This window comes from Clostridium cavendishii DSM 21758, from assembly GCF_900141845.1.
Classification (GTDB): domain Bacteria; phylum Bacillota; class Clostridia; order Clostridiales; family Clostridiaceae; genus Clostridium_AG; species Clostridium_AG cavendishii.
Window position 1 is genome coordinate 233559 of sequence record NZ_FQZB01000008.1, and the last position, 23657, is coordinate 257215.

A 23657-nucleotide genomic window follows, 5' to 3' on the forward strand; every position below is an offset into this window, starting at 1 on the left:
AATTTATAGGAAAAATATGATATACTTTAAATATATTTTAATATTTAATTTTAAGAGTACTTATGAGAAATATGGAGGGATTTATGGGAAAAGATATTTATGAACAATGTCCAAGCTATCACAAAAATTTAATTACGTTGAGGCAAACAAAGTTAGAGGATGCAGAATATCTATTAGATTGCTATTCAGATAAAGCTGCAGTGGGGTTTTTTAATTCTGATAATTGTCATGGTGATGATTTTTATTATACAACAATTGAGAAGATGAGACAGGCTATAGATTTTTGGAACTTTTCTTATGAAAATAGACAATTTGTAAGGTGGACCATTATACTAAATGAAACCTATGAAAAGATAGGTACTGTTGAAATGTTTCATAGAGAGGTAGAAGATGAGTTTAATCATTATGGAATATTAAGAATAGATTTACAAAGCAAATATGAAAAGTATGAAATTATTAGTGAGATACTGAATATTGTAACCGAAGAATTTTATGAAGCCTTTGAGATTACTAATATTTTAACAAAGGCTATTAAAAAAGCAGATCAAAGGATTTTGGCTTTAGAAAATGCTAATTATATTCCTTTAAATAAAAAATTTATGATTTATGATGATTATTTTGTTAGAAGTAAATAATGTTTATGAACAGATATAAATAAAACGGACATTATGAGTGTCCGTTTTATTATTTGATTAGGTTTATTTATATTTAGATTTTAACCTTTAAGACCATTTGCTTGTCTTTCCATATTTTCTATAACAATATCATGAATATCACCTAGTGAAGCACAATATTCAAGTACTTTCCATGGAGTATTTGTGTGAAAATGTATTTTTATCAGTTCTTCATCACCAACTGCAAGTAAACAGTCACCTTCAATATTTTTTGTAATATATTCATTGATTTCATCTTCTGAAAGATTTTTTCCTTCGATTAATAACTGAGTATCAAATCTGTATTCAAGCATAATTATTCTCCTTTTCTGTTTTATAAGCTTCTATTTATATATTATACATAATTTATGAACAGATATAAATAAAACGGATATTATGAGTGTCCGTTTTATTATTTATATATAGAAAATTTTCATTATTTAATATCAAGAATTTGACTTACGTTATAGTGAGTAGGAGTTATATCTCTTATCCTATTTAGATAATAGTCTTCATTTTCTTTTATAGCTCTTTCTAAATAGTAACCATTTTTCCTGTTTTTATCTTTAACAATTATAGTTGGAGCCCCAGTTACCTCGTCTACAAAGTCTTTATTGTGTATCACAATCATACTGCATTCTGATAGAGTATTTTCAGCACAATCATAGTAAACTCTTAAAGTATCTGTTGTTCTTTCTATTTTATATATTTCTCCGTCTCTATTTTTTATAAAGTTAGTTTTTATAGGAGTTTCTAGTTTATTAGGTAAAAGAATACCTGAATCATTTTTTTTATTTTTATAATCAGGATCATCAATAGTTTTCTTTTCTAAAGCGATAAGTTTTATAGATTTAGCATTTTTTATAGTATCATAGGTTATTTCATTATTATAAAGAGAACCTCCTTCACTTGAAAAACCTGGACCACTATGTTGCTGATATATCTTATCATCTACTTGAATAAGCAGGGTTCCTTTAGTATCATCATAGGTACTTATTTTAAAGAGAGTTCCTAAAATTGAACTATCCATGGATTTTATATATGTGGCAGTATCACCTATGTTTAATTTTTTATTTATTTCTTTGTGTATTGTTTTATCAAAGGCATGAGAAAAATCAACTTTAAAATCAAAGTCTACTTTAACATTTTTAGTATCCTCTTTTAAATCGAGAGTTTTGGCCATAGCTTCATTAGGGTCAATTCTAAAGGTAATTTTTATATCGCCTCTCTTTTTGAATTTTCCATAATCAATTCTTTCTTCGAAAATATACATTCTAGTAGATTCGTCTATAACCTTCTCTTTAATTTCACCACCAGAGTATGATACTTTTTTATCAGAAAATGTTGAGGAACATTCTACAAAATACTTTGTGAATTTACCATTTAAAGCTTTAACTTTAGCAGCAACTAACATTTTATTTGGAGTTGCTACTAGTTTTTCTATAGTAAAGCTATAGCCGTTATCCTCTTTAGTTTGTCCTACAAATTCAGAATAATCCTTATAGTCTTTATAGTAGCCCATCTTTTCGTAGACATCTTGAAGAATATCTATATTATCAGCAAAAGCAGGTTTTGATAATATTATGCCAGAGGTTGTTAAGCATAGTGCAAGTACTGAAGCAGTAGCTATTATTTTAATTCTTCTAGCTTTAAACTTTTTACCGTTTCTTATGAATTTTTTCAAGTCCTTTTTAAGCCTTTTCTTTTCAAAGCTTTTAAGATCTACATCTACATCTTTAAAATCATTTTTATCGATATCTAAACTATTGGCTATATCCATAATTTCTTTATAATCCACACTAAATGACCTCCTCTCTTTTTAGATGTTCTAATTTCTTTTTTCCTCTAAGAATTCTATTAGAAACTGCTGAAACTGATAAGTTTAGTCTTTTGGCAATATCTGAAATAGATTCTTCTAAGAAAAAGCGTCTTAAAAAGATCTCTTTATTAACTTTTTCCATAGAGTTTATTTCGTTAAGTAAAGATTTTCGAAACTCTTTATCTTCTAAAGCTTTTGTAAAGTCTAAAGCATCGCTAGTTATAAAGTCTTCTAATGGTACATGTTCTTTTAGTTTTTTTTCTTTTCTAAGTTCATCAATAGCTGTTCTTTTAGTTATAACTATAATCCAAGTAGCAAACTTTGAATCTTCGCCAGTAAAATATTCAATGTTATTCCAAATTTTAAATAAGGAATCATTAACGCATTCTAAGCTTTTATCTCTATCTTTTAAAACTGAATAAGCTACCTTCATAATCAAATCGCCATAATGATCTGTTAAGTAGTCTAGAGCTTTTGTATTTCTATTTTTAAGCTCACTTACTAAATTACTTTGATTAATGCTCAAAATACTACCCCCTTGTACTTTAGCTTTCATATATAACTACGTAGAAATTTTCTTTATCTCTCTCTATTATTTAAAATATATATTAAAATGTAAAATGGTTATAAAATAATATTAGACACTTTATAGTAAAATAATAACTTTTTAAAGCAAAATTATATTTAAAGTATAAATATACCATGAGTGATTAGTCATAATAGTCTTATTATACAAACTAAAAAATAAAGTGAACAGGCAAAACCTGTTCACTTTATTTTTTAGTTATTTTTAGATAAGTTTTTCTCAACTTCTTTAACTAGTTCTATATCGACTTCTACTAATTCGGCTATAGTTTCTATATCCATTCCTTTAAGTAACATATTTTTTATTGTGGTCTTAGCTTTTTTTAATTCACCTTTTATTTCGCCTTTTATTTCAACTTCTGGATCATATAATGTTTTTGTCATTGTAATCACCTATCTTTCTATAGTTACATTATAGACTATCCAGTAGTTTTCTTAAATATGAAATTTTTATAAAAAGATTGTTTCAAAGTGGAGTTATTAACAATAAAAGAAGTTAAATATATGGAGGATAATGATATAATTGTTAGGTAATGGAGTTAGTCAATATGGGCCTATCTTAGTATTGTTGTAAATTCAATAAATATAAATAATAAAAACAACATTACTTTATTGAATTTATTACGTAGTAGATAATAAGAACATAATTACATATAAGAAACATAGTTATTTTAATTTTAATAAATAATATGGTAAGTAATAATTAGTTTTTCTAAAAATGGATTAGTTATTATTTAAAGTAGGGGGACAATTTAAGAATATGAAAAATAGAAAGTCAAAGTTTATAGTACTTGGAGTAAGTGCAGTAATCGTAATATTATTAGGAGTAGCTGGATTTATACTTCATCAAAAACAAGCAAAGGAGTCGAATGATGTAGCTACAAAAGAAATTGTATTAGACAAGAAGAGTGATGAAAAATTGGATGCTGTATCAGAAAAACAATATGATACTTTAAAAGCAAATTTATCATCAGTTAGCTCAACATTTACTCTAATTCATCAAATGGCAAATACAAAGATCGAAGCAGAAGACAATCAAATATGGGGGAAAGCAGACATCACTAAAGGTAGATGTAAAGCTTTATTAGAATATTATGCAGATCATAAACAAGAAGCTAAAGAATTACTTGGAGAGAAGGATTATGAAGATTTAGTTGATGGAATTACAAAGTGGTCAAAGGACGATTATTCAAAATCTTCAAGAGTACACAATATAGTTTGGGAAAGACTTGGGGGAGGAAATGGTAAGGCTAAAGAGAAATAAAAAGTAAATCTAGTTATTGGCTAGATTTATTTTTTATTTATATCAATATTTTGATAAACATAATCTAAGAATTTCTTTTTTTCTGTTGGGGTTCTAAATACCTTTATTGGAACAAGAAGGGCAGTATTATAATTTAGATAGATGATTATAATATTCTTAAGTACATTTACACTTGTTATATAACTCCAAGAGGTTTTATATGAAGATACAGCTGTTTCTTTTAATATACTATCTGAAGTTAATGTTAAAGTTATTGGTATGAGGTCTTTTTTTGATTCAGTAGCTATTTTAGAGAATAATTGCTTTATTTGAAAGCGATACATTTTAGGATATAGTATAAGCCACATAATACCAAAAGATAGAGAAGCTGATATAAATTCAATTGGAGTTGAAGCGAATGTGAAATACATGTATATCGAAGATGCTATGGTAAATAATGGAATAATAAATAATCGTATCTTAAATTTCTTTTTGCTATTTGGAGAATTTTGTAGGGTAAAAAGATTAAATTCAGCCATTTCTTGAAGAGTATTTTGATAGGATATTTTCAAATTTATCACCACTTTCATTAAGATTTAAACAATATAAATGCTTAAAAACAAAAGCTTGTTTACATAATAGAATGTATAAAGCTATTATTTTAGCTACTTAAGAGTCTATATTAGCCTTTTGATAAAGATATTTTAAGAAAGAGTCCTTTTGAACTGAGTCTTCAAATATGTTTATTGGTACAATCAAGGGATTTAAAGAATTTAAATATATAAGAATATGATTTTGTAATTCTACAATTTTTGTTATAGCTATCCAAGAAACTTTTAAGGTGTCCATAGAGGTTTCTTTGGTTATACCATAATCATCTAATGTTACTGTTAAGTGAATTGGAGCATTTTTAGGATCATTACATATATTAATAATTTCTTTTTCTGTTTTCCAAACATAAAATTTAGGATAGAATATTATCCATAAAAAAGAAAGTAAAATCATGCATAGAGTAAAAGGAATAGAAAACATGTCTAATACAAAATAGTAAAAGGTTAATACTAATAATATTAGCAGTGGCATACCGAATTTACTTATTTTTGAGATTCTATTAAAGGATGGAGACGTCTTAAAATAAAAAAGTTTAAAATCAACTAAGTCTTGAATACTGTTCTTATAGGATATTTTCAATTTTATTACCCCCTAGAAATAAAAGTTGTTTTGTGAAATTATAACCTTTCAATAGCCATATATTTTATGGCAGAGAAAAATATATTATTGAATATGATACCATAAAGATATATAATTGGTAAATAATAGACTTGAGTTGGATTTAAGTAATAGTAAAAGATTATTTGGTGGTGATTATTATTTTAATATTAATAGTGTTGTTTGTGATAATTTTAATTAGTTTTATATTGATTATTTATAAGAAGTATAAAATAGAAAATTTTAATAAAAGGATAAAAACAGGTGAGAATTTATTAGATAAAAAGGAATACGAAAAGGCAATTAATGAGTTTTTAATTGCAAAAGATATTTTCCCTAAGAATTTTACAATATATCAGCTTATTGCAAAGGGATATTTTGGGGCAGAAGATTTTGAAGAAGCGTTGAAAAATATAAATATAGCAATAGAATATTCACCACAAAATGTTGAAAGCTATTATCAGAGAATTGAAATATTTGTATATCTTGAAGATTTTGATAATGTTATTAAGAATTGTGATAAAGTATTAGAACTTAAAGAATTATCTTCTGAAGCATTTTATTATAAGGCTTATGCTTATAATGAAAAAGGAGACTTTAAAAGTTCGTTAATCAATATAAATAAATGTATTAATCTTAATCCTAGTATGAGAGAAGCATATAAATTAAGAATAAAAACATATATAGATTTAGATAGAAAAGAAGATGCACTTAAAGAATTAAATGAGCTTATCGAAGGTTATTCTGATAAAGAATTATATTATGTTAGATTAAAAGTGTATATGGATCTAAAGGAATATGATAAGGCTATGGAAGATTTAAATAAAGTTTGTGAACTTGATCCAAAGAATTTAAATGTACATTTTATTAGCGTAACGATTTATTTTCTAACCAAAAACTATAATAAGGCTCTTGAGGAAGTAAACAAATTTATTAGTAATGGTGATGATAAAGATGGACGGTGTTATTATATAAGAGCAAATATATATCTAAAATTAAGGCAATACAAGGATGCAATTATGGATTTTAATAGACCTATTAAAATTAATAATGGAGGTAAGGATTATAATAATAGAGCATTTGCGTATATTAGATTAAATCAATATGAGAATGCAATTAAAAATTTAGACAAGGCCATTGAGATAGATAGAACCTTACCACAAATTTATAAAAATTATGCCCATGTCTTTTTAAGATTAGCTAATGTTAAGGAAGCAGAAAGAAATATATTAAAGTCAATAGAGTTAGATGATACTATTGGAGATAACTATATTATTTTAGCAGAAATAAACTTATATAATGAAGATTATGAAAGTTGTTATGAAAATTTAAGACAAGCTAAAAATAGAGAGATTAATTATTATGATTATTTTGAAGATGAAATCTTTGATAAGATTAGATATGATAAAGAATTTATAGAATTGTTTCCAGATGAGATTATAAAATTTTAAAATATATAGTTGTTAAGTAATGTACTTTGTTTATGAATAATAGTGTGTAACTAGGAACTAGCAAATCAATATATATAGCAAATAAGATGAAATTTTAAATTTACTTTAGAAACTATACAGTGTTTTAGGATAAAGGAGAAATTAATTAATGGTTAAAATTTTAATATCTATTATATTATTAAGTATAATAGTCATTTTGGCAATAAGCAAAAAAAAGAGTGAAAAGATAGGTCATGGAGGAAAGCTTAATAATGCAATTGATTTGCTAAACAATGGGGAGTATGAAGAAGCTCTTAATGAATTTTTAGAGATAGTAAAGATGACTCCTAGAAATGCTCAGGTATATAAATTAATGGGAGTGTGCTGTTTTGAATTAAAGAAATATAAAAACACATTAAAGTGTTTAAATACCTCTATACAATATAATAGTGAGGATGTTGAATGCTATTATTTAAGAATTGCTGTATTTATAAAGTTTAAAGAATTAGAAAATGCAATTAGAGATTGTGACAAAATACTAGAACTTAATGAGCTGAATTCAAAAGCTTTTTACTATAAAGCTTATATTTATAATGAGTTAGATGATTTAACAAATGCATTAAAGTATATAGATGAATGTATAGAACTTAATTTCAATGAATTTGATGCCTATAATTTAAGAGGTCTTATATATGGCAAATTAGGAAGATATACTGAAGCTATTGAAGAATTTAATAAGGCCATTAATAAAAATCCTGACGAGTGCATTTATTTAAATAACAGAAGCTTTACATATATCAGGTTAAAGCAGTATGAAAATGCAATTAATGATTTAAATATGGCTATTGAAATAGATGAAAAAATACCTCGAATTTATAAAAATTATGCTCATATATTTTTAAAAACTTCTAAAATTACAGAAGCTAAGGAAAATATACAAAAGGCTATAGAGCTTGATGATAGTATAGGAGACAATTATATTATTTTAGCTGCTATAAATTTATATGATGATGATTATGATAGTTGTTATGAAAATTTAAAACAGGCTAAGAGTAGAGAAATTAGTTATTATGATTATTTTGATGATGAAATGTTTGATAAGATTAGAGATAAAGAAGAGTTTATAGAACTTTTTCAAGAGGAATTAGATAAAATTTAGTATTATAGCTAGTAGAGTAATCTGTTTTATAATCCTTGTAAAAAGAAACTAGTTATAAGAGTGAATTCAATATAGATAGTTATAAAAATCTGATGCAATTTATAGGTTGCTCGGATTTTTTTATATATTAAGATAAGTTCAAGTGGTAAAATAGGTTTAAAATATAGTTTTATGTAAAAACAATTGTTTAATATAGATGTTTTACCTTACTTTAGTAAGATATTTACGTAATAGATAGTGATAGAGAAATTTAGGGGGACAATATGGAGGATTTGGCTTTAATTGATAAGGTATTAAAAGGTGATGAGATTTCTTTTGAACAGTTATTTTTAAAATATCAGTTGGAGATAAGTAAGTTCGTTTATTCAAATATAAAGGATAATGAAGTAACTAAAGATATAGTTCAAGAGGTTTTTATTACAGTTTATGATAAGCTTTATACTTTTAAAAGGGATTGTAAGTTTAAAACTTGGCTTTATACTATTGCAAGAAATAAGTGTATTGACTATATTAGAAAAAATAAAATAACTCTTGTAGATATTGAAGATACACAAAATACACTAGCGTCTAAAGAAATATCAGCTTTTGAGATAGTTGAATTTAATGAGACAAAGAGAACTATCAATGATTTTATAAAAACTTTAGACACTGTAAATAGAGAGATTATATATCTAAAGTATTATCACGATGATATTACCTTTTATGATATAAGTTATATTTTGAAAATAAGCGAAGGAGCTGTGAAGCAAAGATATTACTCTTTGTATAAAAGGTATATAAACTTTCTTAAAAAAGCTAGTGAAAAAAGGGGGGAGAACCTTGAAGTGTAGTAATTGTATAAAGTTAATTTCGAATGTTTTAGAAGGTGATATAACTACTCAGGAGCTTAATGAGTTTAAGAAGCATATAGAAGAATGTGATGAATGCAGAGTTGAGTATAATTTTTCTAAGGAAGCGAGAGAAGGTTTAAAGAAAAATATAGATATAGAGGGCTTTGTATTCACAGATTGCAAAGATGAGCTAATGAGCAAAATAGATAAAAATAAATATAAGGATAAGAAGAAAAACAAGTTAAGAAAAAATTATAGCTTTTTAAAGAAGCTTTCACCTATTATAGCAGCTTGTATAATAGGAATAATAATAATCACTAACTATTCAGCTATTTCCAAGTTTTTTATAGAGAATAAAGTGAGTGATAAGAATAAGGAAATAACGGATACTATGAATCTTGAAAATATTAATCCTAATACTGCTAAATTAAAGTCAATAAAAGATTCAGATAAATTTATTGTAAAAGAAATTCCAAATGATTATGGGTATAGGGGAATCTATGATAAGGACAATCTCATAGTAACAAAATCTTTTTTTGAGGAAAGTTCAGAGTCATTTTTATTTAATGTTAATACAGGAAAGTTACAGAATTTTATAAGTGTAGCAAAACCAGAAAATTATATAATTGATATAAAATATGATGGTAATTTTGTATTATGGTTAGAATTTACTAAAAGTAGTATGCTTAAATCTGTGGGAAAGAATTTGTGGTTTGTATTTGCTAAAAATATAAAAACTAATGAAGTATTTATGATGCAAAAAGGGGAGCTGCGTTTAGGAACAACTAGAGTTCCTGAAATTACGCTTAATAATGGAATAGGAACAGTAAAATCACTAGATAAACAAGGTAATTGTGACAAATTTTTATTTCTTGATTTAAATAACAAAACATTGAAAGAAATTGGTACTGATGATTCTGAAAAAGATCCTATTTTTAATTTTTTAGGTGTTACAAGGGTACAAGATAAGATTTTGTGGTGCAAAAGAAATGATAAAAATAATGAAGTATATGATATTTATTACTATGATTTAAAAAGTAATGAAAAAAAGCAACTCCCATATAGCTCTAGTGATAAAGATTTATGTGGTTATGGCGAATATATTCTGGTTAATAATAATGGAAAAGTAAATTTATTAAACATTAATACTTCTAAAATGGTGAATTTAGTAAATATTAATACTTCTAAAATAGTAAAGATAACAGAAGAAAATATGAACATGTTTAAAGATGAATCAGGTTTTTATTATAGTAAATTCTTTTCAAATTTCTGTTTGACTAAAGATTATATTTATTTTAAGTGTGATCAATTTGAGAATATAAATGCATTCATATATGATATAAATGAAAATATATATTATAAAATATTAGATAAGGTTGATTATCAAAAGGAGCATATAGGTAGAATTTACTGTAAAGATAGATCAATGATATTATACTGTATTGATTCTACTAAAATTACAAAAGCATTATATATTGTAGCTAAATAATTAATAGTATAGTCAGATATTGATTAAATAGTAGAAAATGCAAAAGAGAATTACTAATCTTATTGAAGGTAATTAATAATATATATCTTATATTATTAATTACCTTTAATATATAGTTTTTATTATCAATTGAAAGAGTAAATTATCTATTAAATAATATCATTATGCAACAAATATAGTAGTTTAGCATATCAATAGTATTAACTATATTATTAATTGATAATGAGGTGTTGATTTGGATAATATAAGCTTAAAGGGCTTAACTACTAGTGAAGTTAAAAATTTAAGAAAGAAGTATGGCTTAAATGAAATCGCAAAGGTAAAAAAGCAAAGTCCTTTAATTAAATTTTTAGGTGTTTTTAAGGAACCGATGTTTTTACTTTTAATAGGAGCTGCAATTTTATATTTTATATTAGGGGAACCTAGGGAAGCATTTATAATGCTTATTTTTGTTGTTTTTGTTGCTACTATAACCTTTATTCAAGAATGGAAGACTGAAAATACTATGAATGCTTTAAAGGATTTGACTTCACCTAAAGTTTCTGTATTTAGAGATGGAAGAAAACAGACTATAAAAAGTATAGAACTTGTACCAGGAGATATAATATTTTTAAAGGAGGGAGAAAGGATACCTGCTGATTGTATAGTGATTGAGGAAGCAAATTTTTCAGTAGATGAATCCTCACTTACAGGAGAAAGTGAGGTAGTTTATAAGGTAGCACAAGAAAATCTAAAGGAACATACTGATTACTGGAGACGAGATTACTTATATGCAGGTACGTTAGTTAGTTTTGGCACATGTATAGCTAAGGTAGATGCTATAGGATGTGAAACAGAATATGGGAGAATAGGAAAGGCTATAGCTGAAACTAAGGAAGAAGCTACACCACTTCAAAAAAAGGTCAATTCTTTAGTAAAAAACTTAGCTATAGCAGGCTTTATACTATGTCTTTTGGTAATAGGTTTTTCTTATATGTATATAGGAGATATTATTAAAAGCATATTGTCTGGTATTACTTTGGCTATGGCAATTATTCCAGAGGAGTTTCCTGTTGTTTTAACAGTATTTTTATCATTAGGTGCTTTTAGGCTAGCTAAAAAGAATACATTAATTAGAAGAATACCAGCTGTAGAAACTTTAGGCTCTACTACAGTGCTTTGTGTAGATAAAACAGGAACTATAACCCAAAATTCTATGATAGTTAAGGATTTATATAATGGTAGATCTTTAGATATAAATAATATAAAAGATGAGAATTTAGGAAAGCTTTTATGCTTATCTTGTGAGAGAGAGCCGTATGATCCTATGGAAAAAGCCATAGTTAACTTAGTTAAAGATAATCTTGATACAGATAAGTTTTATAATATGGAACTAGTTAAAAGCTTTGCTTTTTGTAATAAAACTAAGAGAATGGCAAATATTTTTAAAGAGGGAAACCATTATTATGTAGCAGCTAAAGGCTCTCCAGAAAACATATTGCCATTATGTGGTTTGAAACAGGATAAAGAAATATTAGAGGCTATTGATAAAATGGCTGATAAGGGTTTGAGAGTTATAGCATTAGCTTCAATAAATATAGATAATATTAAAGAAAATTTAGAGGATTATAATTTAAAGTTTAAGGGATTAGTTGGTCTTCAAGATCCACCAAGAGAAAATGTTAAGGAAGCAATAAGGGTATGCAAAATGGCTGGTGTTAGAGTAGTTATGATAACTGGTGATTACTCTAAAACTGCAAGAGCTATAGGAAATGAGATAGGACTTACTTTTAATAAGGCTATAACTGGAGAAGAAATTGATAAAATGACAGAGTGGGAGCTTTGTGATGCTGTTAAAACCTGTGATATATTTTCAAGGGTTATACCAGAGCATAAGATGAAGATAGTTAAGGCACTTAAAAAGAATGGAGAGATAGTTGCAATGACTGGAGATGGAGTGAATGATGCTCCAGCATTAAAAAATGCAGATATAGGAATTGCAATGGGTAAAAGAGGAACTGAAGTAGCTAAGGAAGCAGCTCATATGATTTTAATGGATGACAATTTTGAAACTATAGTAAATTCTATAGAAGATGGAAGAAGAGTTTTTGATAATATAAGAAAAGCTATGGTTTATATTATGATAATTCATATTCCAATAATGGCATTAGCTCTATTTTTACCTATATTCAACTTGCCACAACTATTATTACCAGTTCATATAGTACTTTTAGAACTTATCCTAGATCCGACTTGCTCTATAGTATTTGAAGGTGGAAAGGCAGAACCTTATATAATGAAGCAGCCACCCAGGTCTCCAAATGAAGCCTTACTCACAAAAGGCTTACTTAAAAAGGTTTTACTTCAAGGGCTGACTCTTTTCTTAGCAACATTTTTACCATTTCATTATATGGTAGATTTAGGTGTAGGTATAGATTATGCAAGAAGCTTTTCGCTTATAACTTTAATAGTAGGTAATGTTTTCTTAGTTCTTACTAATAGTTCTAATACTAGATATATAAAGGATTTGCTTAGAGAAAAAGGAAATAAAGCTAGACTTTATATAAATTCTATAGCACTTATAATGGCATTTTTAATAGTTTACCTTCCTGTAGTGCAAGATATTTTTAAAACTACTGCTTTATCTTTAAGTAGTGCTTTAGTAGCTTTTATTTTAGGAGTTATTTCTACTAGCTGGTGGGAGGTAGTTAAGATTACTAAAAATTCAAAAGTAATTCGAGAATAATTTTAAAGTAAATATTTTTAAGGGAGCTAAATAGTTCCCTTAATTTAATATTATCATCTATCTTTCAATAATTGATGATGTCTAATGAGTTAGAATTTATCTTTTCATTTCAAAATATAAACTTAAGATTTAATTAATGATTTATATATTTGATATATAATATAATGGAATATATAGATGCATTAAAAAGGAGTAAATTTATGGAGAGTGAAAAAAGGCGTGAAAGATTGGCTAATATATTTGGAGGTATATCAGTTCTAATAGCTATTATCATATTTCTACCAATACTTAATTGGTATTTTCAAATAACACCATTTCAAAAATTGCAAGGATTACCATTATTGGCTGCTCCAGTTATAAGTCCAATAGGAATTTTGTTTGGGGCATTATCAGTAAATAAAGAAGATAATAAATTAGGTAAGGTTGGAGTTACAGCAAATATAGTATTATTTATATTACCATTTGCATATTGGTTTATAGGTGGATTTATTTTTGGAGTATAGTTTCATAAAAATGTAGAAAAATTTTCATTGTACTTAGTTTAGATACACTAAAAGCTATGTATAAAATAGAAACTAATTTTATACATAGCCATATTTTTATTTAACTATTAATGGATCTCCAGCTTTATATGCGACAGAAGGGTAACTTCTAGAGAAAAAGTATTCTTTATCAGGCTTAGCTTTTTGTTCTATATAATAGCCGTTTTTTCTATTTTCATCTTTTACTATAATAGTTGTAGAATTGTTATATTCTTCAGGCATAGGATTTTTATAGTGACTATAAATTCTAGCAAGACTTAGTTCGCCTAAAGTTTTATCACCTGCATCGTAGTATACTCTAATTTTGTCAGCAGTATGTTCAATTTTATAAATTTCACCATAAGCACCAGAGATATTTGTTATTTTCAAAGGTTCTTTTAAATTTGTTTTTAAAGCAATTTCATACTTATTATCACTAGTTTGAACTTCTTTTGAAAAATCAGCTCTATTTATAGGAATAACCTTTATACTTGTAGTTTTATTAAGGACATCGTAAGTTAATGCTGGGAAAAAGGAGTAAGCACCATCACTACCAGCTCCAAAGTTAGAATCAAGATAGATTTTACCATCTACTTCTATAGCTAAACTGCCTTGGTCATATGGCTCATGTCCAAATTCATCAAATTTAAGAAAAGTTCCAAGTAAAGAAGAACTTATTTCACTGATAGTAGTTTCAGTTTTACCTACAGTAACTTTTTTATTAACTTTAAGATTCAAGGTTTTATTAAAGGATTTCGAAAAATCAGCTTTAAAATTAAAATTAACATTTACTGGGGCTATACCTTCTATTCCATAGCTATGAATATTTATCGTAACATTTCCTCTTTTGTTAAATTTACCATAAGGTATATCTTCAGAGAAAACATATACTGCATTATAATCATCTATATATTCTATATTACTACTTCCAGAACCATCCTTTGCAACTTTAAATGAAAAACCAACAGAAGGCATAAGATTCTTAACAATAGATTTTTCAGCATCTTTATCAAAAGGTTTATTTAAAGAAGTTACTTTAACAGCTACAAGCATTTTATTTGGAGTACCTATTAGTTTTTCAATAGTAAATCTATAACCATTATCTTCTTTAGATTGTCCAATAAACTCAGAATAATCTTTATAATCTCTATAGTATCCAAGCTTTTCATAAATGTTTTGAAATACTTCTATATTTTCGGCAAAAGCAGGTTTAGATAAGAATGCACAAGAAGCTCCTAAAAAAGTGACCAATGCAAAGCTTGCTGCTATTTTTTTTGAATGTTTTTTAAAAAAGTTAATTTTTTTAGTTTTAATATTATCTTCTTGATGATTATTAATCTTAACTAATATAGTTTTTTCCATAGTTTTAAGTTCCAAATCATTAAGTTCTATATTAATATCTTTAAAATCATCTTCTTTTAAATTTACCCCATTTGTTATATCCATAATTTTTTCAAAATCCATTTAAATAACCTCCTCTCTAAATAAAACCCCTAATTTCTTTTTGCCCCTAAGAATTCTGTTTGAAATAGTTGAAACAGTAAGATTCATAGAGGTAGCAATATCTTTTATGGTTTGATCCAAGAAGAAGCGTCTTAAAAAAATCTCTCTATTTATAGGTTCCATAGAATTTATCTCTTCCAAAATCTTATCTTTAAATTCTTTATCCTCTATTTGTGTTTCTATATTGTCTAGGCTACTTTTAGTAATAGCTTCTTCTAAAGGCAAGTTAGAATTTTTTTTAGAATTCTTTCTAAATTCATCAATAGCTATTCTTCTAGTGATAACTATTATCCAAGTCGTAAATTTACCATTTTCTCCTTTAAAACTGTCTATGTTATCCCATATCCTAAGAAAAGCATCATTTACACATTCCATGCTAGTTTCTTTATCTTCTAATACCGAATAAGAAACTTTCATAAGGATGTTTCCATATTTTTTAATTAAGTAAGCTAAAGCATCTTTATTATGTTTTTTTAATTCAGATACTAGATTTTCATCGTTTATCATAAATTTCCCCCATTTTTTATAAGTGCACTTTATTATTTGGTTTTCATATATAGATACGGAGATTTTAAATAAAATCTCTCATATAAAGAATATTTATTTTAAGGTTATGTCTTGAACTAATGTTTACAAACAGTAAAACGGACAAGATTAGACTTGCCCGTTTTACCTTATATAAATTTGTATATAATTGTTTATGTAAATGGGAGGTTATAGTTTTTTGCCCATAAAAATCAAATCACTATACGATTCAAGTCCTTGCTTATGATAAAAATGTTCTGTATGTTCTCCTCTTGAGGTAAGCAAGATAATTTCTTTTACACCCATATTTTTTAATCTTGCTTCAAATTCTTTAAAAATTATAGAGCCTACACCATGCCCTCTCATAGTATTTCTTACACAAAATTCTTTTATATTGAATATTATACCATCAAAATATTGCTCCATGTTTCCTAAAATAATTCCACATAGTTCATCATTTTGATAAGCACAAAGCCCATAAAAATCTTCAACAGTTATCATCTGGTGCAGTCGCTTTGTAGCAGTTGTAATTGTCCAACTATCATTCCAAGGTGGAGAATTAAAAGTTTCTATGTACATTCCTACCATTTCATCAATATTTTCTAATGTAATTTTTTTGTATTTTAACATATGTACCTCCATATATTTCCTGATTATATATTAGTTAAATAGAAAATTACATAACTTAAGAGTTTCTTATAAGTAGTTTATCATAAATATATATAAATAAAAATTATTTAATTCTTATAACAGTGGTTTTAGTTTAGAATTTATTCTAGAATAAAATTAGAATACCTTCATTAAGCAAAGGATTGTTATTTATAGTTTTCATAGCTTAGATATGAAGAGTAAATTTTTTGTTACATATACAAAGAGTATATAAATAGTAAAAAAATAAGACCTACGGCAAATTCTGGGTCTTTAAGCTTTTAGGTTTCGTATATATTTAATATTTTAGGCTAATAATAATTATATAATCATATTGATTTAGAGAATCTCTATGATATAATATAATTAATAAAGGGATGGCTGAACGAAAGTTGGCTAACTAAATGTTATAGGTTATTTATGTGATAGATAATTAGAGGTGGTAACTCTAATTATCTTTTTCTTTATCTAAAGTTATACAAACTTCACTGTCAGCTTTTTTACCTTTAATGCCCAGTTTAGCATTAGAAGAAAAAACAAATACTATAGTTAAGCCATATAACACAATCACAGTTATACATATAAATAATATTATAATTGTACTTTCAGACATAAATTACCTTCTCCTTTCTAAGCCTTGATTACTTTCGTTCAGCATATTTTAAGAAAGGAGATTCTAACATTTACCCTTTATATATATAGTTTACCATAAAAATACATAAAATAAACTTATAATATGAATTTATTTCTAGCACATAGGGTGAAGGAGACTAACTTTTGGTGAATTAAAGTGAGAGTTAATCCCATTCACTTGCTTTTTGTACTAGTTTTCAACTTCTAGATTATTTAATACTTCATCTAGAATTTTTTGAACAAATTCTGATTTACCCATACCAGTTAATTTTGAAAATTTGTCTATTTTAGCTATAGTTTCTGGTCTTAAGTAATAGGTTATTCTCTTAGGAGCCTCAAATTTTTCTACCTTTTTTATAACTATTTTATTTATGTTAATATCAGCAACTACAGTTTCTTTTGCAGAAGTATATCTTGAAGATTTGTAAAGTTCTTCTTGAGAAGCTTTATTAACATCAAAGGTTTCATTAATATCAGATGATTTATTAACATCTATTAAGCTTTCTATCATAGATTTACTTTCATCTATATTATCTGTACGGGATTCATTAGTTTCAGTTATATAAGGTGTTTCTTTAGGTTCATACTTTGGGTACATATCATTTTCTGTACTAGTATTAACATCTTTATTATATATAGTAGCCTCATCTTGTCTTTCATTTAAAGGTGTTACCTTAGGGCTATCTTCAGATTTTTCTATGATTTTTTCAGCCAGTTCTCTTTTCTTCATCATTTGCATCTTTAGATTTTCAAAGTTATCGCTTATACTGCCCTTTGGTTTATTTTTAGCCAATCTTTTTCACCAGCCTTTCAAGCACATTAAAGAATTGAGTAGCTGCTTCTTCATCATATTCAAAAACAGTCTTACCCATTTTACCTGCTTCAGTAATTTTTACTCTTCTATTTATAGGTGGAGTTATTATATCTTCCTTATCGTTAAAGAATTCTTGTAAGAATTCTAGGTTTTCTTTAGCATCTTTTGTTCTTTGGTCGTACATATTTGGAATTATAAGAGTGATTTTATCTGGTGATAATCTTAAATCTGCAAGATATTCATATATACTTCCACAAGCTCTAACAGATGCAGCTTCAACTTGTACTGGCATTATTATGTCATCTACGTAGCAAAGAACAGCATCATTTATTCTAGTTCTTTGAGGACCACAATCTATTATAACGAAGTCATAGTCCATATTTTCTAAATCACTTAGTTTTTCGTTTAAGACTAAATCTATTCTAGATTCTCTGTAAAATTCTGCATTTATTTCTTCTATATGAGAGTTTGGTAAAAGATCTAGATTTTCTCTAGCCTCTATTATACAATCCTCGAGTTTAATGTTAGAACGCTTGTCTACTAAATCATAAAAAGTTTTATTGTAATCGGCCTCTGTTATTCCTAAAAATAAAGATGAATCATTTTGTCCATCAAGGTCAACTAAAATAACCTTATAACCAAGTTTAGATAAGCCGTGAGAAATTTGCACTGCTACTGTACTTTTACCAACGCCACCCTTATTATTTAATATAGCTATCTTCTTCATTTAGCTTTTCCCCCTTTTTTAATAATATTTGCTTTAGTACGTTAAGTCTAGTTTTTCCTAAAACCTGTTTTGGCTTTTTTGCTATTTCAGTTCCACTATAGAACTTATCTTTATTTGCAGCAATAACCGAGGTTATGGTTTCTTCTAACTCTTCATCATGAACTCTATTTTCAAAATATAAATCTATATAATCGCGTAATGCATAGCTTAACTCAAGTTGATTCTTATAATAAAGCCTTATGTCATTTCTTGTCATTTTTTAACCTCCTTTTACACTACTTTAATATAATTTTTAACTAGTCTTTGTATTTATTTTACACTAATATTAACTCAGTTTCAAACTAAATTTATCATAAAGAGTTTCATATCATTTACATTGTTTTGTGATTATACTATAATTTTAATATAAGGGTAGTTTCTTGATTATTTTACATTATTTAAAAGTAGGAGGAATTCATGAATAATAAAGTTATAAAAATTTTAACTATGCCTATGCTTATTTGTCTTGGTATAACTCCAATAGTTATTTCAGATAAGAAAAAAAGTTCTCAGGGTGAGTTTAAAGTAATTCCTATAAAAAAAATGTTAACAAATTTAAATATAGAGTTTAAGGAAGGATCTACATTCATAGAATGTATTTTAAATAAAAAAAAGCTTAAAGTTATGGAAAGATCTCCTTATGGTGTAGTTAATGGTACATTTTTACCATATGTTTGGAGTGAGGTAAATGGAAGCTATATATCAGAAAATTATAGGCCTATTAAACAAGATAATGATTTTTTAATACCTGTAAAATTTCTAATGAAATATTTTGATTTAAAAGAAGATAACAACAATTTTTATTTTGAATCTGAAAAAAAGGAGGAGTCAAAAGAAGAAATTAAAAATATAGAAGAAAAATCTATAGAGAATAATAATCTTACTTTTAAAGAAGAAATTAAAAGAGCTATTGAGGAGAATGTAAAGGATTTTATAAAGGATAGTTCTCAAGGATATAAAGAGAATATAAATAGTACTAGCTCTAAATTTAGAAAAGTGGAGGAAGCTGATAATGAAGAATCAAAAGATTTGCCAAATGATAGAGCTATTTTAGGTATAACATTGACTCCTGATGATAGAACAATTTTGGAGAGTAAAATTACTGTAGTTCCTATTTTAAAGTTATTAGAGAAGAGTGGTATAAGTTTTACTTATAAAGCTAGAACTTTAGAAGCGAATATAAATGGTAAAAAGCTTAAGCTGTTAGAAAAGTATCCCTATGCCACAGTAAACAATAATTATGAACCATATATTTATAAAAAAATAGGTCAAAGGAATATTACTCAATATTATACTCCCGTGAAGCAAGATAGTGATCTTTTAATACCTGTTAGCTTTCTTAATGAGCATTATGGGCTAATTAAGAAAGGAGATTTTTATTATTTTAATGATGTTAATAACCCTTGTGAGGCTATTGGGGAAAGTAGTAAAATAAAGCATTCAGCAGATGATAAACCTTGTAAGGCTGAGAAAAGAGTTAAACCTATTTTATTAAAGGCAAATGAAGAATTTGACCTTAATTTTGATCTTTATGTAGTGCCTATTAGAGAGCTTATGAAAGAACTTAATATAGCTGAAAGTAAGAATAATAATTCTGTGGAATTTATTATAAATGGAGTTTCTTTTAAGGTTTATGATAAATATCCGTATGGCTCCATAGATAGATCTTATAAACCATATATATTTGATAAAATTTCAAAAGGGAATTATATACCTAAACTCAAAAATGATGATTTCTTAATACCAGTAAAATTTTTAGAGGATAATTTTAATATTAAATTTATTGAAGATAGATTTGTCTTAGTCAATAAGGAAGAATTAAAAAAAGCAAAATTTACTAATAATATTGATGTAAATATTGATGTACAGAAGGTTGAAGAAGCTGCGTTTAAGGAACTAGATGAAAGTATGGATGACGTATTTAAAGATTCAAAGGAAGAAGAAGTAAATACTTATAAGAGAAAATTAGAACCCATAGTATTAAAAGCTTTAGTAGATACTAAAATAATATTCGATATAGAAACATTACCTATAAAAGCACTTTTAAAGGAACTTAATATAGAATTTAAGAGCCAGGCTGATGCAGTAACATTTAAATTAAATGGAACTAGTTTTAAGATTTTAAACGCATATCCATATGCTCATGTAGGTAACAGCTTTGAACCTTATGTAATTAGAGAAGTAAATGGGAAAGAGCTATCACAATATTATATACCTAAGAAGTTAGGTGATGATATTTTAATTCCTATAGAATATTTAAAAAAACATATGAATTTACAAGAAAAATATGGAGAATTTGTTATTAAAGAAGATGAAGATAAATTTATAGTAGAAGATACTGAAAATGTTCTTTTAAATGTGGTAACTTCTAATAGCTCTGATGATGTAGATTTAGTAAGGGATTATATTGTTGAAAAGGTTACTCCATTAAGTAAAGAGGACTTAGTTTTAATTAAAGGAAGTGAAAATAATTTTAAAGAGGATTTTTATGCTTTACCTATAATTAAATTATTAAGTTATCAAAAAATATATTTTTCAAAGTATGTGGATTATATAGATTTTGTTTTAAATGATGTGGAATTTAAAATATATGAAACATATCCATATGCATATATAAACAAAGGTTATAAACCTTATTTAGCTAGTGAGATTAATGGTAAACTTACAACTCAATATTATCTTCCTAAGAAGGAACAGGGTGATTTATTAATTCCCGTAGAGTTTCTAAAAAGAAATCTTAATCTTATAGAAGATGAAAATGGATATAGCTTTATAAATAAAGAGGTTATAGAAAATGAGTGGGAAGAATTACCTATTACAATAGAAAATGAAGAAAATAAAACTTCAGTAAAATCTGTAATGTTAAAGGCATTGGTAGATACTAAAATAACCTTTGATATAGAAGCTGTACCTATAAAGGAACTTTTAAAAGAGCTTAATATAGATTTTGAAAATCATCCAGATTCAATAACTTTTAAAATAGGGGACACCAGCTTTAAATTTTTAAATTCGTATCCATATGGGCATATAGGGGATACTTTTGAGCCTTATGTAACTAGAGAAGTGAATGGGAAGGAGTTATCACAATATTATATACCTAAAAAGGTGGGGAAGGATTTTTTAATTCCTATAGAGTATCTTAAAAAGCATATGAAGTTAGAAGAAAGTTATGGTGAATTTATTATTAAAGAAGATGAGGATAGATTTATAGTAGATGATACTGATAATACTCTTTTAAATGTAGTAAGCTTTAATGATGTTTTAGATGAGAGTAGTGATGAAAATTTATTACAAAGTTACAATGTTGACAAAGTTACACTATTAAGTAAGGATGATTTAGTTCTGATTTCTGCTAGTGAAAATAAACTTAAGGAAGATTTTTATGGGTTACCTATAATTAAGCTTTTGAGCTATCAAAAGGTAACTTATTCAAAGAGTTTAGATTGTATAGATTTTGTTATAAATGATGTAGATTTTAAGATATATGAAAAATATCCATATGCATATATAAATAAAGTTTACAAACCATATTTAACTAGTGAAATAAATGGTAAGAGTACCACTCAATATTATATTCCAAAGAAAAAACATGGAGATTTATTAATTCCAGTAGAATTTTTAAAGAAAAATCTTAATCTTATAGAGTATGATAATGGATATGGTTTTATAGAGGAGGAGTCGTTAGAAAATAGTGATGATATAGTAGTATTTGATAATGCTATAGAGGATGAGAAGTTTGATAAACAGCAATCAGTTCAAAATTATTATGTAGATGATGTTATAGAGTTAAACCAAGAATCTAATGATATTGATAATAATGTCAAAGGTTATGAACCGCATAACATAGAGATAAATGAAAATTTTATAGAAGATATAAATCTTGAAAATAATAACAATGAATTACAAAGAAAGCTAAAGCAAACGCTCGATAAAAAAGACATAAATGTTAATTTAGATTATACAAATCTAAATGATTCTATGCCAACTACTTTCAGTGAAAGTAATTTAGATAATAATCCAGAAGATGATTTGTTAGCGATTATAGAGGAAGACGTAAAGCCTATTATAATTAAGCCAAATTTAAAAAATAGATTACATGCAGAGGTTACAGCAGTTAAAATTAAACTTCTTATGAAAAAAGAGAATATAGAGGTTATAGAGCATTCTACTAATCTAGAAATGACTGTAAATGGTAAGGTGTTTAGGTTATTTGATAAATATCCATATGGGTATATAGATGGTTCCTATTATCCTTATTTAAGTAGAAATAATATAGGTACTGGTAATAGTAGATATTTTGTGCCAATAAAGGAAAAGGATGATTTTTTAATTCCAATAGATTTTTTAAAAGAACATCTTGGGCTTAAGGAAAAGGACGGAAGAATTTACTTTGATGGACAAGAAGAAATATCTAGGGAAACAGATATTATAGAGTTAGATGACATTATAGAAGAAGAACCAATAGAAGAAAAAAATGATAATAAAGATTATAAAATTGATGGTAAAGAGGATAAAATTAATAGTAAGGAAGAGAAAATAGATAATAAAGAAGAGATAAATAAAAAAGAAAAATTTATTAGAAACAAAACAAATGAATATACTATTTTCACTTTTGTTGAAGACCTTTATACTGAACATAAAAATCTTTTAAGTGAGGTAGATAATAAAATATATACTTCAAAGCTTGTAGAAGATAAGCTAATAGATTTTGGTTTTATTAAGGATGAATATGGTTATATTTATAGTAGTAAGGAGAATCCAAAAATAAATCTTGCTTCCTTTAATAAGAGAAAAGGAAGCTATGATATGCAATTTTCTTTATATGCTTTAAATGACGAAATTACACATGTGGTAAATGAGGTTGTAAAATTTATAATACCATTTGAATATAAAAAGGTATTTGAAGCATTTAATGATACAAATTCATCATATCCTTTTAAGTTTGAGGTAGTAGCAGATAATAGAGTGATTGAATTTAAAATTATAAATAGAACACTTTTAATAAGTTTTGGCCCTATGGTTATATAAAATTAAAAATTATTTAATTAAGTAATGGTGGAATAATTATTCTATCATTACTTAAAATAATATATATTGAAATTTAG

22 protein-coding genes are annotated in these 23657 nt (G+C 26.3%); 9 read left to right on the forward strand and 13 right to left on the reverse strand.

Annotated elements, in window-relative coordinates:
- Positions 1 to 83 precede the first annotated feature (83 nt).
- Entirely contained in the window at positions 84 to 635 is a 552-nt protein-coding gene (locus BUB01_RS09710) for a GNAT family N-acetyltransferase (protein ID WP_072986551.1), read from the forward strand.
- A gap of 80 nt (positions 636 to 715) precedes the next feature.
- On the opposite strand, the gene BUB01_RS09715 is transcribed toward BUB01_RS09710, so the two are convergent.
- The 4 genes from BUB01_RS09715 to BUB01_RS09730 form a co-directional block, all read right to left on the reverse strand.
- Entirely contained in the window at positions 716 to 967 is a 252-nt protein-coding gene (locus BUB01_RS09715) for a kinase to dihydroxyacetone kinase (RefSeq protein WP_072986552.1), read from the reverse strand.
- Between the two features lie 122 nt (positions 968 to 1089).
- Positions 1090 to 2451, reverse strand: a complete 1362-nt coding sequence (locus BUB01_RS09720) for a DUF4179 domain-containing protein (protein WP_072986554.1) — start codon at positions 2449 to 2451, stop codon at positions 1090 to 1092.
- Between the two features lies 1 nt (position 2452).
- Positions 2453 to 2998, reverse strand: coding sequence for a sigma-70 family RNA polymerase sigma factor (locus BUB01_RS09725; RefSeq protein ID WP_072986556.1), 546 nt, complete (start codon positions 2996 to 2998; stop codon positions 2453 to 2455).
- 254 nt (positions 2999 to 3252) lie between these two features.
- Complete coding sequence (locus BUB01_RS09730; protein WP_084108619.1) at positions 3253 to 3441, reverse strand: hypothetical protein; 189 nt, start codon at positions 3439 to 3441, stop codon at positions 3253 to 3255.
- A 376-nt stretch (positions 3442 to 3817) separates the two neighbouring features.
- Between BUB01_RS09730 and BUB01_RS09735 the strand changes: the two genes are divergently transcribed.
- Entirely contained in the window at positions 3818 to 4321 is a 504-nt protein-coding gene (locus BUB01_RS09735) for a DUF6241 domain-containing protein (protein WP_072986560.1), read from the forward strand.
- Between the two features lie 26 nt (positions 4322 to 4347).
- On the opposite strand, the gene BUB01_RS09740 is transcribed toward BUB01_RS09735, so the two are convergent.
- Together BUB01_RS09740 and BUB01_RS09745 are read right to left on the reverse strand one after the other, a co-directional pair.
- On the reverse strand, positions 4348 to 4872 hold the full coding sequence (locus BUB01_RS09740) for a YcxB family protein (protein WP_072986562.1): 525 nt from the start codon (positions 4870 to 4872) through the stop codon (positions 4348 to 4350).
- A 97-nt stretch (positions 4873 to 4969) separates the two neighbouring features.
- On the reverse strand, positions 4970 to 5491 hold the full coding sequence (locus BUB01_RS09745; protein ID WP_072986564.1) for a YcxB family protein: 522 nt from the start codon (positions 5489 to 5491) through the stop codon (positions 4970 to 4972).
- Positions 5492 to 5694: 203 nt separating this feature from the next.
- Here BUB01_RS09745 and BUB01_RS09750 point away from each other — a divergent pair, with 203 nt between their 5' ends.
- The 6 genes from BUB01_RS09750 (at position 5695) to BUB01_RS09775 (ending at position 13645) form a co-directional block, all read left to right on the forward strand.
- Complete coding sequence (locus tag BUB01_RS09750) at positions 5695 to 6960, forward strand: tetratricopeptide repeat protein (protein WP_072986565.1); 1266 nt, start codon at positions 5695 to 5697, stop codon at positions 6958 to 6960.
- 148 nt (positions 6961 to 7108) lie between these two features.
- Complete coding sequence (locus BUB01_RS09755; protein ID WP_072986567.1) at positions 7109 to 8098, forward strand: tetratricopeptide repeat protein; 990 nt, start codon at positions 7109 to 7111, stop codon at positions 8096 to 8098.
- Positions 8099 to 8361: 263 nt separating this feature from the next.
- Positions 8362 to 8928: an RNA polymerase sigma factor gene (locus BUB01_RS09760; protein ID WP_072986569.1), complete on the forward strand. Its 567-nt coding sequence runs from the start codon at positions 8362 to 8364 to the stop codon at positions 8926 to 8928.
- On the forward strand, positions 8918 to 10417 hold the full coding sequence (locus BUB01_RS09765; protein WP_072986571.1) for a zf-HC2 domain-containing protein: 1500 nt from the start codon (positions 8918 to 8920) through the stop codon (positions 10415 to 10417). The genes BUB01_RS09760 and BUB01_RS09765 overlap by 11 nt, the downstream gene beginning before the upstream one ends.
- 235 nt (positions 10418 to 10652) lie before the next feature.
- Entirely contained in the window at positions 10653 to 13142 is a 2490-nt protein-coding gene (locus BUB01_RS09770) for a cation-translocating P-type ATPase (RefSeq protein ID WP_072986572.1), read from the forward strand.
- Between the two features lie 200 nt (positions 13143 to 13342).
- Entirely contained in the window at positions 13343 to 13645 is a 303-nt protein-coding gene (locus BUB01_RS09775) for a hypothetical protein (protein ID WP_072986574.1), read from the forward strand.
- Positions 13646 to 13741: 96 nt separating this feature from the next.
- Here BUB01_RS09775 and BUB01_RS09780 read toward each other — a convergent pair whose 3' ends face one another.
- The 7 genes from BUB01_RS09780 to BUB01_RS09805 all read right to left on the reverse strand — a co-directional run bounded on the left by BUB01_RS09780 (position 13742) and on the right by BUB01_RS09805 (position 18769).
- Positions 13742 to 15127 (reverse strand): DUF4179 domain-containing protein, encoded by a 1386-nt coding sequence (locus tag BUB01_RS09780; protein WP_072986576.1) that lies wholly within the window; start codon positions 15125 to 15127, stop codon positions 13742 to 13744.
- On the reverse strand, positions 15128 to 15673 hold the full coding sequence (locus BUB01_RS09785) for a sigma-70 family RNA polymerase sigma factor (RefSeq protein ID WP_072986578.1): 546 nt from the start codon (positions 15671 to 15673) through the stop codon (positions 15128 to 15130).
- A 207-nt stretch (positions 15674 to 15880) separates the two neighbouring features.
- Complete coding sequence (locus BUB01_RS09790; RefSeq protein WP_072986581.1) at positions 15881 to 16321, reverse strand: GNAT family N-acetyltransferase; 441 nt, start codon at positions 16319 to 16321, stop codon at positions 15881 to 15883.
- A 466-nt stretch (positions 16322 to 16787) separates the two neighbouring features.
- Positions 16788 to 16952 carry a hypothetical protein gene (locus tag BUB01_RS23170; RefSeq protein ID WP_159433227.1) on the reverse strand — a complete coding sequence of 55 codons (165 nt, stop codon included), beginning with the start codon at positions 16950 to 16952 and terminating at the stop codon, positions 16788 to 16790.
- Positions 16953 to 17162: 210 nt separating this feature from the next.
- Positions 17163 to 17765: a hypothetical protein gene (locus tag BUB01_RS23690; RefSeq protein ID WP_242958392.1), complete on the reverse strand. Its 603-nt coding sequence runs from the start codon at positions 17763 to 17765 to the stop codon at positions 17163 to 17165.
- Positions 17758 to 18513, reverse strand: a complete 756-nt coding sequence (locus tag BUB01_RS09800; RefSeq protein WP_072986584.1) for a ParA family protein — start codon at positions 18511 to 18513, stop codon at positions 17758 to 17760. Before BUB01_RS09800 ends, BUB01_RS23690 begins: the two co-directional genes overlap by 8 nt.
- A complete protein-coding gene (locus tag BUB01_RS09805) occupies positions 18488 to 18769 on the reverse strand; it encodes a TIGR04540 family protein (protein ID WP_084108625.1) in 282 nt (93 codons plus the stop codon). Before BUB01_RS09805 ends, BUB01_RS09800 begins: the two co-directional genes overlap by 26 nt.
- A gap of 200 nt (positions 18770 to 18969) precedes the next feature.
- On the opposite strand from BUB01_RS09805, the gene BUB01_RS09810 reads away from it, so the two are divergent.
- The gene (locus BUB01_RS09810) at positions 18970 to 23580 is read left to right on the forward strand and encodes a hypothetical protein (protein WP_072986587.1); all 4611 of its coding nucleotides are present in this window, start codon (positions 18970 to 18972) and stop codon (positions 23578 to 23580) included.
- The last annotated feature ends 77 nt before the right edge of the window (positions 23581 to 23657 follow it).